The sequence below is a fragment of the Cellulomonas pasadenensis genome (assembly GCF_047229365.1).
Classification (GTDB): Bacteria; Actinomycetota; Actinomycetes; order Actinomycetales; family Cellulomonadaceae; genus Cellulomonas.
Genome location: NZ_JBFTEP010000090.1, coordinates 1 through 14744, shown reverse-complemented (window position 1 = coordinate 14744; position 14744 = coordinate 1). Strand labels below are relative to the sequence as shown.

The 14744-nt window shown below is 74.8% G+C and carries 9 protein-coding genes; 5 read left to right on the top strand and 4 right to left on the bottom strand.

What is annotated here, in order from left to right:
- Positions 1-266: 266 nt before the first annotated feature.
- From AB6N23_RS12870 to AB6N23_RS12850, 5 genes are all read left to right on the top strand, one after another.
- Positions 267-776 carry a Jag family protein gene (locus AB6N23_RS12870; protein WP_412866443.1) on the top strand — a complete coding sequence of 170 codons (510 nt, stop codon included), beginning with the start codon at positions 267-269 and terminating at the stop codon, positions 774-776.
- A 1584-nt stretch (positions 777-2360) separates the two neighbouring features.
- A complete protein-coding gene (locus AB6N23_RS12865) occupies positions 2361-2693 on the top strand; it encodes a hypothetical protein (protein ID WP_412866442.1) in 333 nt (110 codons plus the stop codon).
- Between the two features lie 1869 nt (positions 2694-4562).
- Entirely contained in the window at positions 4563-5300 is a 738-nt protein-coding gene (gene rsmG / locus AB6N23_RS12860) for a 16S rRNA (guanine(527)-N(7))-methyltransferase RsmG (protein WP_412866441.1), read from the top strand.
- A 1579-nt stretch (positions 5301-6879) separates the two neighbouring features.
- On the top strand, positions 6880-7821 hold the full coding sequence (locus AB6N23_RS12855) for a ParA family protein (RefSeq protein WP_412866440.1): 942 nt from the start codon (positions 6880-6882) through the stop codon (positions 7819-7821).
- Positions 7818-9050, top strand: coding sequence for a ParB/RepB/Spo0J family partition protein (locus tag AB6N23_RS12850; RefSeq protein ID WP_412866439.1), 1233 nt, complete (start codon positions 7818-7820; stop codon positions 9048-9050). The genes AB6N23_RS12855 and AB6N23_RS12850 overlap by 4 nt, the downstream gene beginning before the upstream one ends.
- Positions 9051-9453: 403 nt before the next feature.
- On the opposite strand, the gene trxA is transcribed toward AB6N23_RS12850, so the two are convergent.
- The 4 genes from trxA to murJ all read right to left on the bottom strand — a co-directional run bounded on the left by trxA (position 9454) and on the right by murJ (position 14559).
- A complete protein-coding gene (trxA, locus tag AB6N23_RS12845) occupies positions 9454-9786 on the bottom strand; it encodes a thioredoxin (protein ID WP_412866438.1) in 333 nt (110 codons plus the stop codon).
- Positions 9783-10814 (bottom strand): thioredoxin-disulfide reductase, encoded by a 1032-nt coding sequence (trxB, locus tag AB6N23_RS12840; protein WP_412866437.1) that lies wholly within the window; start codon positions 10812-10814, stop codon positions 9783-9785. Before trxB ends, trxA begins: the two co-directional genes overlap by 4 nt.
- A 161-nt stretch (positions 10815-10975) precedes the next feature.
- On the bottom strand, positions 10976-12883 hold the full coding sequence (locus tag AB6N23_RS12835; protein WP_412866436.1) for a protein kinase family protein: 1908 nt from the start codon (positions 12881-12883) through the stop codon (positions 10976-10978).
- Positions 12884-12960: 77 nt separating this feature from the next.
- On the bottom strand, positions 12961-14559 hold the full coding sequence (gene murJ, locus AB6N23_RS12830) for a murein biosynthesis integral membrane protein MurJ (RefSeq protein WP_412866435.1): 1599 nt from the start codon (positions 14557-14559) through the stop codon (positions 12961-12963).
- Positions 14560-14744 lie beyond the last annotated feature (185 nt).

The window sequence follows — 14744 nt, the reverse complement described above, 5'->3', positions numbered from 1 at the left end:
CGCCGGTGGCACGGGCGCCGCGGGCGGCACGGGCGCAGCCGGAAGCAAGCGCCCGGCAGGCGGCACGAGCCCGGCGGGCGGGACGGCGGGCGCTGCGGCGGGGAAGGCGCGACCCAAGAACGCCAAGGGCGGGGGGACGCGGCCCGGTGGGGCGACGCGTGCACCCGGCACGAGCTCGGGCGGCGGGGCCACCGAGGCCCCCGACGCCTCCTGACGGCAGCACCACGGACGTGGCCGCGAGCACGCGGCGTGTGATCGGAGGAGACATGAGCACCCAGCCGGAGACGGCCGTCGACGGGGACGTCGTGCGACGCCTGGAGGAGGAGGGCGAGATCGCCGCCGACTACCTCGAGGAGCTGCTGGACATCACCGACCTCGACGGTGACATCGAGATCGACGTGGACCACGGCCGTGCGGCCGTCGAGATCGTGGCGGAGGACGGCGACGACGCCTCCGTGCGCCGTCTGATCGGTGCCGACGGCGAGGTCCTGGACGCGCTGCAGGAGCTCACGCGCCTCGCCGTGCAGACGCGGACGGGGGAGCGCAGCCGGCTCATGCTCGACGTGGCGGGGCACCGCGCCGCACGTCGCGCGGAGCTGGTCGCCGTCGCCCAGGTGGCGATCGACGAGGTGCGCTCGTCGGGGGAGGCGGTCCGCCTGGAGCCGATGAACCCGTTCGAGCGCAAGGTGGTGCACGACGCCGTCGCGGAGGCGGGGCTCGTCAGCGACTCGGAGGGCGTCGAGCCGCAGCGTCGTGTGGTGGTGCGTCCCGCCTGAGTGTGTGACGTACGAGGGGCGGCGACCGCGTCGGTCGCCGCCCTTCGTCGTCCCTGGCAAAGGTCGGCTATCGACCACGGACGGTGCCGGCGTCAGCGCGGGTGGTCGTGTTCCACGTGGAACGACGGGTGTGCCCGTTGCCGTGCGGCTCGCGGAGCGACGACGCCGCGTGCTGCGCCACCGTTCCACGTGGAACCTCGACGCGCGCGGGCTGCCGGTCGACAGCGTCGAGTGAGCCGGCCAGTGACGTCGGACGGCACGTGGGCCGTGTGCTCCTCCGGTCAGCGGGGTTATACGGGGAGGTCGGGGTGGGGGCGCCCGGGCCTCTGTGGCGCGGACGGGACCGCCGGACGGTGCGGAAACCCGCGCTTCTCGGCTGACGTGGGGGACGGGGTGACGATCAGGGTCGGCCGGTGAGGGCGTCGCTCGGCGTCGGGACGAGCAGGAGGTGGGTGCGTCGTCGCACCGCGCACATCGCCGCGTGCCCACCCGTACGGCGCTTGGCGACGGAGAGATCGCGCTCCCGCGACTGCGTCGACGTGTCGTCGTCCGGTCTCACTGCGACCGCTCGAGAATGACGAGGGCGTTCGACAAGGGTCGCTGAGCCGCCGTCGACGCGGTCGGACCGCACGGTGTCGTCGGTCCCGGCCCCGCGTCGGTCAGTGCCGCGCGTAGGGGCTGGGTCAGATGAGGCCCCGGCGCGCAGGGCTGGAGCCGCACGGTGCGAGTGCCGGCGTACCGCGAGCTCGACCTCGTCGGGGTGCGCTCGGAGCGAAGTTGGCACCGCGCGGCTTGTCACGTCGGCTCCGCGTTTCACGTGAAACGCACTGCCGACGGTCGCGTGCTCGGGGTCGTTCCACGTGAAACACGCTGGTCGGCGCGCCAAGTACGCGAGGTCGCCTAGATGCACAGGTGTCGGCAGACGGCTGACGTGCGTACGCCCGTACTGAATGGGCGTTCCTCTCGGGTGCGACGCCTGACGACGTTGTCTGCAGGACGGCGGGACGATCGCCGGCATCCAGAGCGGCACCTCGGCGGGATGGGGTGGCGGGGCAGGACGACCGCCGACGGGTGCCGGAGCACCCGTGCGCGGCACACGCAGCGGAGGACCGGCGACCGGACACGTCCGCCGTGGCGGGCCGACCGCTGGCGTCACGAGCTCGCCGAGGTCCGCGGGTGCGGATCGTGCACCCTCTTCCCCTCGCGCGCGTCGGCCCTCCGTCGCGCTCCGCCGAGAGCTCTGTCCGTCCGGGCTCGGCTCGGTCGCCGGTCGGCCGCCCGTGACGACCGTCTGGTCGACGACGGCGCCATGCCGCTCCAGGCGGCGTCTCCTGCAGGGGCGCGGACGCTCGTGAGGTGCGCAAGCGCTCCTAGGACCAGGCGTGATCGAGGAGCGCTTGAGGGAGCGATGTCGCGGGCTGGGTGACCGGACGGACCCGGACGTGCGCGCCGACCTGAGCAGGTGGTGGCGGGATGCGGGCTGCTGGCGCAGCTCGGCCCGGCGTTGGCCGGTCGGTTCCCGGACGTGTCGCCGAGGGTGATAGTCGCACCGCAGTCCCGGGGCTCGCTCCTCGGTGCCCGGTGGTGGTCCATCTCCGTGTCGGGTTCGTGGAGCTGCTGAAGGACCATACGTCGGCGGCCGATTCGGACGCGTGGGTACAGGTGACGACGCCGCCGGACTACCGCGACCGACACCTTCGACTCGGGGCGCGCCGGGCGCTGCCGAGCGGCGGGGAGCGCGTGCTCTTCGTGGACGACTGGGTCGCGACGGGTGCCCAGGTCGAGGCGGCGCGTGGTGTGGTGGAGCTCAGCGGGGCGACGTGGTGCGGAGCCGCAGTCCTCGTCGACGGCGTCGAGCGAGCGCACGTGAGGCGGCAGGTGAACCTGCGCAACCTGCTGCACATACGTGACGTGTAGACGACCGGCTGTCTACCTGACGAGGTGATGCAGGCGGCGGGGATGACTGCGGCACCTGAGGTGGTGGCGAGCCTGGCGTCGTTGGTGGCCCTCCCTCTCCACTGCTGGGTCAGGGCGACGTGGCGTTCGGCGGCGTCGCGGCCGCGATCGTCGCTCTGCTCGCGTCCGCGTGGTCTTCCGCCGTGAGCTCCGTGTCGTGTGCGGACGGCGATCTCGTCGGTCCCGCAGGGACGACGACTTCGATGCCGCAGGCCTGGAGCGCCCGGGCGCAGGTGCCGGCGGAGCACGCCTTGTCCGCACCACCGCATCGGGTCTGGCGCGCCGGCGACGCGGGGCCAGGCGTATGACGCGGACGTCGACGGAGAGCGGGCCGACTGCTTCCCGGAGAACACCAGGTACCGCGACGACGCCGTCATCCTCACGGGGCGCACACGCTCATGGACCCACCGCCTTAGGCGAGTCTCAGTCGGGTAGGGGAACGCGCGCAGGCATGTGGTCGCGCGACCGGAGCCGCCAAGTGTCCGGGGACTCGTCGTCCTCGTGTCGGCGTCACCGCTCCAGAGCACCGCCCGAGCGGCCTCCCGTCGACACACGCGCCGCGTGGAGCGGAGCGGGATCGGACCGGAACGGCACGGGCCGGCGCGCAGCAGTGCGCGGCGCCGTAGGGGGAGCTCGGGGGTGCCGGACGCACCGACGGCGCTGGAGCGGCTCATCCGGAGGCAGCCTCATCGAGGGCCGGCTCCGGCTGCGTTCGCTGTTGCCTCAGGCCGATCGTCGACGCCCGCTCGCGCCGTCTGACTCGTGTGCCGGGGTGCCATCCCGTCCCGCGCGGTCGGGCAGCCCCCGCTGGTCGCGCGGCACTCGCACCATCGCGCGCCGAACGAGGTCCCGGCTGGCCGCGTCATCCTGTGGGTCGTCGATGCGACGGCCCAGTCAGCCGGGGTCGGAGGTTCGGCCGCCGGTCGCACGGCGCGGCCGTACGGTGCCGTTCCACGTGAAACGGCGTCCGGGCGCGGAGGCGCACATGCCGCGTGGTCGTCGGGCACCGGTACGCGTCTGTGCGCGGCCGGCCACGACGCCGCGCTGCGGCGAGCTGACCCACGGACGCAGCGGCTCGTCGACCGATCCGCGCCGGCGCGATTGCCTTCGCGGAGGGGTGGCGCCATGGGGCACCGACCGTTCGCGCTGTGCCAGTGATGCGGCGACGGCGGACGGAGAAGGCCGCACCGGTCGCGTGGCCGTCGCACCGCTGCTGCGGTGGTCGGCGGGCGACGGGAGGGCGGTACGGCTGAATCCCGCCGGAGTGGTCTGTGCCGGTGCCGGTGACGCAGGTGTGGGCCGAGGCGGTAGGGCTCGAGACCGGGACTCGTGGTGCCCCGGCCTCGACGGGAGAGGCCCGGGGGAGTCGGGCCGGACCGGGAAGCGGCGACGCGTCTGCCCCGGTGCCACGACGCGGGGCGTGAGAGCGGTCGGTGCGGGCGTTCGAGAGGTGGTCGTCCGGAGCGGCGGCTCGGCCCGCGAGCCGGCGGGAGAGCCGCGAGCGTCGGTACGGACGGCCTCAGGCCGGGCGCCTGCTGCGTCGGGGACCGGTCACGTGCAGCGCGTGCGTCCTGCGCTGGTCCCGTACCGGCCTGGCGAGACCGGCGATGCTCGTCGTGACACGGCCGCTGCCGCCGCACCCGGCCCTGTACCTGTGTCCGCCGCGGGGACGACGTCCGGACCGCGTCGGAGCGACGGCAGCCACCGGTGCCCCGCACGCCCCGCCCGAGGGAGATGTCCGGAGTGTGCCCGCGGCGCGTGCACCGGCTGCGGGCGCCGCGGGCCTAGTAGCGTAGGCGCGCGGCCCGGTCGACCAGGGCCGGAGAGCCGATGAGCGCCGCGCCGCCGCGGCCCGACGAGAACCGGGGGTCGTGCGTGGTGGACGAGACCGGCCGTGCACCCGCGGCCGCCGGCGACGACGCCCCCGACCCGCTCGACGGCGACGAGCGGCTCCCGGAGTACTTCGGGACGGCGTGGCCGCAGGTCGAGCGGTTCCACCGCATGCTTGTCGAGGAGGGCGAGCTCCGCGGCCTCATCGGGCCGCGCGAGGTCGGCCGGCTCTGGGAGCGGCACCTGCTCAACTCCGCGGCGGTCGTGCCGTACCTCCCGTCGACCGGCGTCATCGTCGACGTCGGCTCGGGTGCAGGACTTCCCGGCGTGGTGGTCGCCGCGATGCGACCGGAGGCGGAGGTCGTGCTCGTCGAACCGATGGAGCGCCGCACGACCTGGCTCGAGGACGTCGTCGCGGCGACCGGCCTGGGCAACGTGACCGTGCGACGGGCCCGCGCGCAGGAGCTCGACGGCGCGCTCGAGGCGGACGCCGTCACCGCACGCGCCGTCGCGGCGCTCGACAAGCTGTTCCGCTGGACGGTGCCCCTCGTGCGCACGGGCGGGACCGTGGTCGCGCTGAAGGGCTCACGCGCCCGTGACGAGCTCGCGGCGGCGGGAAGCGTCGTGCGCAAGCTGCGGCTGGTCGAGACGGCCGTGCACGAGGCGCGGACGCTCCCGGGCCTCGACCCGACCTACGTCGTCACAGCGGTGCGCGGAGGGAGTGGTGATGTTCGGTAGGAAGAAGCGGCGCGAGGAGAAGGCGCGCGCCCAGGCCGCGCTCGAGGCACGTCCCGCGCCGGCCGTCCCGCCCAGGGGTCCGGCACCGTCCGTAGCGAACGAGCCTTCGACCTGGCTGCCGTCCACGCCTGGCGACGACGGCGGCCCGGACCGAGGCGCCGACACGCGGACCGTCGGGACGGGCGCCGGTGCCGCCCCCGACCCCGCGCACGCGGGCGCGCCTCAGGACGGTGGTGCGGCGGCCGACGTCCCGTCCACCGGCACCGGACCGAGCTCCCACGTGTCGACGGATGCATCGCACGCCGGCGCGTCGGTCGCCCCCGTCGAGGACGGGGCGGCACGCGCGGCCGGGCCCTCCGAGCTCGCAGACGTGCCGGCGGGGCCTCGGAGCGTGACCGGCGCGAACCCCGGTGCGGACGGACGTGGGTCACTCGAGGATCCGCGCGGCCTCCCGATCACCGGGGGAGCGGTCGCGGCCGACTCCTCCGGCCGGACCGCTCCGGACGCCCGGGAGACGACCCGACACGGTGGCGTCACCGCGGTCGGCGCCGAGAGCGTCGTTTCACGTGAAACGTGCCATGCGGCTCGCGACGGCGCGCTCGACGGTCCTGTTCCACGTGGAACGGAGACCGAGGGCGGTGCTGGAAGTCATGGAGCCGACGACCGCCGGTCCGGGGCGTCAATCACCGAGGTCGCACTGCCTACCCTCGCACCTGCTGCACCTGCTGCACCTGCTGCACCTGCTGCACCTGCTGCACCTGCTGCGCCTGGCGCGTCGCTGCAGGGCGCGGCGGGTCGGACCGTCTCGAGCGCCGCTGCGCGCGCGGGCGCGCGCGCGCCGCTGGTCGCTGCTGCCAGCGCGGAGATCACCGCCGTGCAGGAGACATCAGCACCCGCCGTGCGCGCGACCTCGGCGCGTCTGACGGATGGCCACGGGGACGCGGCGCAGCTCGCGGCCGACGTCAGCGCCCGCGACACCGAGGTTTCACGTGGAACCGAGGGTGCGGACCAGACGCCCGCCGACGCGCATGAGGGAAGCGCACCCACCGTCGCGCCCGCCGTTTCACGTGGAACGACAGGGCCGGACGGCATCGCCGGCGGCGGCGCCGTTTCACGTGGAACGGACTCGCCAGTGCACCGCAGCGGCGAGTCGGTCGCGAGTGCGGGCGCGAGCGAGGTGGACAACCGCCCGCGACGAGCCGGAGGTCGTCCCCAGCCCGTGTCGGTCGCCGACATCGGCGCCGCATACTCGTGGGAGACTGAGCCGTCAGCCACCCCGGACGCCAGCACGGGCTCTGCGGCTGTCGGTGACAGCGCCGCGGAGGCCCCGGATGCCGCGGAGGCGAGCGCGGCGGCGACGTCCACGACGTCCATCGACGGCCCGCACGACGAGCCCCAGCCGACCCGGGATGGCGACAGCCACGACGACGGGGAGGGGAGTGCCGTGACCGGCACGGTAGGAGAGCAGGCGGCCGCATCCGCGGGCGCGTCGGTCGACACGACGGCGACCGACCCGGACGAGGTGCGCCGTGCCGCACTCGTCGAGAGCCTCCCGCGACCGTCCGCCGACACGCCGCTCATGGCTGAGCTCCAGGTGGACGCCCGCCGCCGCATCGAGCTGCGCGGGCGCAAGTTCCCCGCCCCGCCGCAGACGCGCGTCATCACCGTCGCGAACCAGAAGGGTGGCGTCGGCAAGACGACCACCACGGTGAACCTCGCCGCCGCGCTCGCGCAGGCGGGCCTGAAGGTGCTCGTCCTCGACAACGACCCGCAGGGCAACGCGTCGACGGCGCTCGGCATCGACCACCGTGCCGGCACGCCCTCGATCTACGAGGTGCTCGTCGACGGTGCTCCCATGCACGAGGCCGTGCAGGAGAGCCCCGAGGTGCCCGGCCTGTGGTGCCTGCCTGCGACCATCGACCTGTCGGGTGCGGAGATCGAGCTCGTCTCGATGGTGGCGCGCGAGACGCGGCTGCGGACGGCGCTCGACCAGTACCTGCAGTGGCGCCTCGACCAGGGCATGGACCGCATCGACTACGTCTTCGTCGACTGCCCGCCCAGCCTCGGGCTCCTCACCGTCAACGCCTTCGTGGTCGCACGCGAGGTCCTCATCCCGATCCAGTGCGAGTACTACGCGCTCGAGGGTCTGTCGCAGCTCCTCAAGACGATCGACCTCATCCAGGCGCACCTCAACCCGACGCTGCGGGTCTCGACGATCCTGCTGACCATGTACGACGCGCGCACGAACCTCGCCCAGCAGGTCGCGGAGGAGGTGCGCACGCACTTCCCGGACCGCACGCTGCGCACGACGGTGCCGCGATCGGTCCGCATCTCCGAGGCGCCCAGCTACGGGCAGACGGTCATGACCTACGACGGCGGCTCGTCGGGTGCGCTCGCGTACCTCGAGGCCGCCCGCGAGCTGGCGGAGCGTGCCGTCACCGGCACGGCGACCGCCACGTCCAGCACGACGCCGGCGAGCGGCACGCCCGCGGCGCAGGCTCCCGTACAGGAGGACCAGTGAGCGAGAAGCGGCGCGGCCTGGGGCGCGGACTCGGCGCCCTCATCCCGACCGGCCTGGACCAGCCGCGGTCGACGGCGGAGCGTCCCGTCGACGTCTTCTTCCCCGACTCGCGCAAGGCGGCGGCGCCCGCTGAGGACACCGCGACGGCGTCGACGCAGGTCAGCGACCCGGTAGACCTCGACGCGCCGACGCAGGTCGACGCCGGCACGGGCGTCGCACCGCACGACGCCTCCCCGGCCGACACGTCCGGATCGGCGGTGGACGGTGCGCCCGGCGCGGAGCCGGACCGACCCGCGGGCGGCACGGACGGCGACGGTGCCGCGGCCGCGCAGGACGGCGCCACGGCGTCGGCCGTGGGGGAGAACCCCGCCACGGACGCGCCGGCCGACGCCGGCGACGGGCTCCTGCCGGTGCCCGGCGCCCGCTTCGCCGAGCTGCCCGTCGAGTCGATCCGGCCGAACCCGCGTCAGCCGCGGTCGGTGTTCGACGAGGACGCCCTCGCCGAGCTCGTCGGGTCGATCCGGGAGATCGGCGTGCTGCAGCCCGTCGTCGTCCGCGCGGTCGACGACGGCTACGAGCTCATCATGGGTGAGCGGCGGTGGCGCGCCACGCAGGAGGCCGGCCTCGCGACCGTCCCCGCGATCGTGCGCGACACCGACGACAGCGACCTGCTCCGCGACGCGCTGCTCGAGAACCTGCACCGCGCGCAGCTGAACCCGCTCGAGGAGGCGGCCGCCTACCAGCAGCTCCTCGACGACTTCGGCTGCACGCACGAGGAGCTGGCGACGCGGATCCACCGCTCGCGACCGCAGATCTCCAACACGCTGCGCCTCCTGCGGCTGCCTCCGCTCGTGCAGCGCCGCGTCGCTGCCGGCGTGATCAGCGCCGGGCACGCCCGGGCACTCCTGGGACTCGCGGACGGCGCCGCCATCGAGCGGCTCGCGCAGCGGATCGTGTCGGAGGGGCTGTCGGTCCGCGCCGTCGAGGAGATCGTGGCGCTCGGTGGCGACGAGACCGCACCGACCCGTCGTCCCCGCCCCCGCGCGGGCGTGCGCAACGAGGCGCTCGACGACCTCGCGTCGCGCCTGTCCGACCGCTTCGAGACCCGCGTCAAGGTCGACCTGGGCAAGACCCGCGGCAAGCTCACCGTCGAGTTCGCGTCGGTGCAGGACCTCAACCGGATCCTCTCGTCGCTGGCCCCGGACGACCCGGGCCTGCTGCGCGGCTGACCCCGCGACGGCCGGCGGCTCCGGAAGACGAGGCCTGGGCCGCCGGACCACGCCGCGGGGCGTCGTGCGGCGTCCTGCACGGGCTGGCGGGGCTTTCCCTGGGCGACTCGAGGCGCTCGTCGGGCTTTCTCGGCAGCGCGGATCGGCACCGTTCGGCGCTCTCAGGGCTTCTGGGGGAACTTCTGTAGCCGTACAGGCGGCGTTTCCACGGCGCTTCTTCGCCCAGCGGCGTTCTCTCGGGACCTCGTCGGTCGTCCCGATGAGGGTCCCGAGGCGGCCGCGGGCTCAGGCACGGCCTCCGGGTGGCGCGCCCCGGTACGACGACGCCCCGACCGTGTCCGCGAGGGACACGACCGGGGCGTCGCTACGACGGCGAGCCGTCACCGCGTGGCGGTCGGAGGTGTCAGCCCTGCAGGTGCAGGACCTCCTCGACCGCCTCCTTCAGCATCGACTTCGGCTTCGCGCCGACCACCGTCTTCTCGAGCTCGCCGCCGGCGAAGAACGCGATGAGCGGGATCGACTGCACCTGGTAGTCCCGGCTGAGCCGCGGGTTCTCGTCCGCGTTCACCTTGACGACCTTGACGCGGCCGGCGTAGTCCTCGGACAGCTCCTCGAGGACGGGCGACACCATGCGGCACGGGCCGCACCACGGCGCCCAGAAGTCGACGACGACGGGGACGTCGCTGCGCAGGACCTCCGCCTCGAAGGTGTCGTCCGTGACGTCGATCGTGCTCACTCCTGCACCTCCGGGACGTCCGCCGTCGCGTCGGCGGGGATGATCGGGTCCTCGACGTCGGCCGTGTACGCGAGGCCGGCGAGGTAGTGCTGCGCGTCGAGGGCGGCGGAGCAGCCCGAACCCGCCGCGGTGATCGCCTGGCGGTAGGTGTGGTCGACGAGGTCGCCGCACGCGAACACGCCGGGGAGGTTGGTGGCGGTGGTGCGGCCGGCGACCTGCACGTAGCCGTTCTCGTCCAGGTCGACCTGACCGACGAGGAGGTCGGAGCGCGGGACGTGGCCGATGGCGACGAAGAGGCCGCCCGCCTCGAGCTCGCGCGTCTCGCCGGTCTGCGTGTCCCGCAGCACGACGCCCGTCACCTTCTCGTCGCCGAGGATGCCGACGACCTCGGAGTTCCACGCGAACTCGATCTTCGGGTTCGAGAACGCGCGGTCGGCCATGATCTTGGAGGCGCGCAGCTCGTCGCGACGGTGCACCATCGTGACCCTCGAGCCGAACCGCGTGAGGAAGGTGGCCTCCTCGACAGCGGAGTCGCCGCCGCCCACGACGACGATCGGCTGGTCGCGGAAGAAGAACCCGTCGCACGTCGCGCACCAGGACACGCCGCGGCCGGAGAGCCGCTTCTCGTCCGGGAGGCCGAGCTCGCGGTAGGCGGAGCCGGTGGAGAGGATGACGGTGCGGGCGCGGTAGACCTCGCCGCCGCCGGTCGTCACGGTCTTGACGTCGCCGGCGAGGTCGAGCTCCGTCGCGTCGTCCCACAGGACGGTCGCGCCGAACTTCTCGGCCTGCTTCTGCATGTTGTCCATGAGCTCGGGGCCCTGGACGCCGTCGGGGAAGCCGGGGAAGTTCTCCACCTCGGTGGTGTTCATCAGCGCACCGCCGGCGGTCACCGAGCCGGCCACGACGACGGGCGCGAGGCCCGCGCGGGCGGCGTAGACGGCGGCGGTGTACCCCGCGGGTCCGGAACCGACGATGACGACGTCGTGGACGTCGCCCTGCTCGGTGGTGCCGGGGTTCTGAGCGCTCACAGGTGCCTCGCTTGTCGTTCGGTGCGTCGCGCGGGCGACGGCCCTCGGGTGGTGGCCTGATCTGCCCCGTCAAACCGATCGTAGGGCCGATCTGTTCCCGGTGCGGGACCCGTCCGCGGCGCCGCGGGAGGCCCTGTCGACGACCCGGTCCGGGCGCCGGGTCAGCCGACCGTCAGCTCGGTGAGCTCGATGCGGAAGCGCCCGTCGGCCATGGTCGGCAGCTCGCTGAACCACACCGTGAGCACGTCCGTCTCGACCGGCGCGGCGAACGTCAGGGCCGTCTCCGGGCCCATCGGGCCGGACGCCAGCACGTCGCCGGTGGTCGGCGCGTCGCCGCCGGTGGCACGCACCTCGACGTTGCCGCCCGTGCCGTTGACCAGCAGTGTCACTCCGCTGACGGCGGTGGGCTGGGCGAGCCGCACCTCGAGGCCGACACCGTCCTTGAGGCCGCCGAAGTCGGGCCGCGAGTACGTCTGGGAGAACCAGAAGGTGGCCGGGTCGCCGTCGATCGCGCGGCCGACCTCCTCCTCGCGCTCGCCCGCCGGGTCGGTGGGGTTGACGGTGCGGATGCCCAGCACGACGGGCGGGCCGCCGGCGGCCGGCTCCTCGGGCGCGGGCTCCTCGCCCTCCGCGGGCGGCTCGGACGACGGCGGGGCGGCGGGCTCCTCGGCCTGCGTGCCGCCGCCCGGGTCGCCGTCGTCGGGCAGCGTGAACAGCGCCCGTGCGGCGAAGACGAGCCCGACGAGCACCACGATCCCCACGACGACCAGCACGACGGCCGTCGGGTCGAAGCGGCGCCGGCCCTCCGGCTCGTCCTGCTCGAACGGGAACGGGTCGTCGCCACCGTCGTCGCCACCCCAGGCGGCGGTGCCCCAGCCGTCGTCGTCCGCGGCGGGCGGGACGGACGCGGGCGCGCCGCCGCCGTCACCTGCGGAGACGGGCGGGAGGCTGGCGGGCAGGGTGGGCGCCGCGGCGGCGGGCGCCCCGTGCGCGGCACCGACCCCTGCGGCACCGACCCCGGCGGCACCGACCCCCGCGGCGCCGACGGCACCCGCCGCCGGCAGCGCGCTCGTGCGCTCCACCCGAGACGTCGACGTCGGCAGGCCGCTCGCGCGCGCGGGGGCGGCGGGCGGCGGCGTGCCGGGACGCACGACGCCGGGAGGCGCCTCGTCGAACACCGTCCGCACGGACTGCCGGGGCACCCGGACGGGCGCGGTCGCGGCCTCGACCTCGGCCGGCGCCGACCCCGCCGCGGCGGCGGCGCCCGGGCGTGCGGCGACGTCGTCGGCGGACCGGCCCACGCGGATCTCGCCCCACGGCTCGAGCTCGTGCACGAGGTCGCCGGGGCTGTGGGGGCCGTCCTCGTACCCGCCGAGGGTCACGGTGCAGAGCGTGTCGAGGTCGTTGGGGACGCCGGCGGCGAGCTCGGCGGGCGGCACGGGACCGCCGTCGAGGACGGGAGCGAGCTCCATGCCGGCGACCTGGAGGACGCCGTCGCGGTCGGCGGGCCAGCGGCCGGTCAGGCCCGTGTAGAGCAGCCGGACGAGGTCGACGGCGTCGCGGCGGCTGGTGGCGGTGGCGTCGCCGTGCGGGACGCCGAGGAGGGCGGCGTCGAGTGCGAGCCCGGCGATGAGCACGCGGCCGTCGGCGGACACGTGCACGACGGAGGGGCGCAGGGCGAGGTGGTGCACGCCGCGCCGCCGGGCGACCTCGAGGGCCGCGGCCGCCTCGCCGACGACGGCACGGGCCTGGTCGGCCGTGAGCGGGCCGTTCTCGACGAGCTGCGCGAGCGACGCGCCCACGATCTGCTCGGAGACGACGTAGCCGACACCCTCGTGCGTACCGACGTCGAGGACGCGCACGAGCCGGGCGTCGGTGACGAGGGCGGCGCGACGGGCCGCGTCGAGCGCGGGGGCGACGTCGCCGGACTGCAGCACGCGGACGCGCACGGGGCGGTCGAGGATCTGGTCGGTCGCCCGCCAGACGGACACGCCGTCGAGGTCGGAGGGGAGGGGTTCGAGCACGCGGTAGCGCCCCGCCAGCACCGTGCCCCGGCCGACCTCCGCCACGTCCGCACCTCCGCTCGTCCGACCACCCGTCCGATCACGTCCGACCGCGCACGCCGGCCGCCCACCCCGGGGCCATGCTAGACGGGTCGGTCGGGACCCCGCCCCCTGCGGAGCCTGCGGAGCAGCGGCCCGAGCAGCAGGTCGAGCTCCCGGACCCGCATCAGCCGCAGCCCGCCGAGGTAGACCAGGCCCATCGCGCCACCCACCACGACGCACTGCACGACGGCGCCGGCGACGCCCTCGGGTCCCCACCGCTCGAGCGCGAGCAGCCCGAGCAGGCCCACCCCGGCGGCGACGAGACCCGCGAGCAGGGCCCGCGCGTGCGTGCGGACGACGGCGCGGGCGTCGACGTCCCGCAGCCGCCGCCGCAGCAGGACCAGGGCCGCGACCGCGCCGACCACGTACGACACGCTCATCGACAGGCCGGCGCCGGCGACCCAGGCGGTGCTCGGCAGCAGCGCCTGGCCGAGCAGCGTGCCGCCGACCACGACGACGACCATGGCGACCTGGATCGGCACCATGCCCCTCGCGTCCTCGTAGGCGTAGTACACGCGCTGGCACATCGACCACGCGCCGAACGCGGGCAGCCCGACGGCCATCGCGGCGACCACGCCCGCGACCGCGTCGACCGACCCCTGCGGCTGGCTGAACAGCACCAGCCGCGTGACCGGCTCCGCGAGCACGACCAGACCCGCTGCCGCCAGCACGGTGAAGAGCCCGACCACACGGAGCCCGGACGACAGGGTCCCCCGCACGGCGGCGGTGTCCTCGTCGTGGGCCTGCGTCGACAGCCGCGTGAAGAGCGCGGTCAGGAGCGACACCGTCACCAGCGAGTGGGGCAGCATGAACAACGTGAAGGCGTAGTCGTAGGCCGCGTTGCCGGCGACGTACGCGTCGTCGGAGGCGCCCGGCGCCGCGGACGCGACCCGGCTGACGAGGAGGTTGCCCAGCAGGCCGATCGCCAGCCCCACGAACGTCCACGTCGCGACGGTGCCCGCCCGACCCAGCCCGGACCCGCGCAAGCCCCAGCGCCACCGGTACGAGACGCCCGCGCGGCGCAGGAACGGCACGAGGACGAGCGCCTGCGCGACCACGCCGAGGGTGGCCGTGCCCGCGAGCACGGCGATGCGGCCCGCGTCCCAGGTCGCGGCCGCGGTGACGTCGCGCCCGAACACCGCGATGAACACGCCGAAGCCGACGATCGACACGACGTTGTTGACGACCGGCGCCCACATGTACGGGCCGAACGACTGCCGTGCGTTGAGGACCTGGCCGAGCAGCGCGTAGGCGCCGTAGAAGAACAGCTGGGGGATGCACCAGTACGCGAACGTGATCGCCAGCTGCAGCTGCGCCTCGCTGGCGAAGTCGGCGTACAGGCGGACGAGCGGCGGCGCCGCCAGGGTCAGCCCGACGGTGAGCACCGCGAGCAGCGCGAACCCGAACGACAGCAGCCGGTCGACGTACTCCTGCCCCGCCTGCCGCTTGTACGCGCGCACGACCTGCGGCACGAGGACCGCGTTGAGCACGCCGCCCGCGAGCAGCATGAACAGCACGTTCGGCAGCTTGTTGGCGACGGAGAAGGCGTCGGCGGCCTGCCCGGTCGCGCCGATCGCCGCGGCGAGCGCCATCGCGCGCAGGAAGCCGAGCAGCCGGGACACGGCCGTGCCGGACGCCATGACGGCGGCCCCGCGGCGCACCGCCCCGCGCGACGTCCCGTCGGCGGGGCGCGCCGGCCCCGCCGGCCCCGCGGCCCCGGCGGGGTCCGGTCTCTTTTAAACAAAATACGCTGCCCCCCAAGCACAGAAAGTGTTGTTTTGGGGGGGGGGGGGGTGGTTGAAAAGGGGTTGTGGGGGGGGGGGGG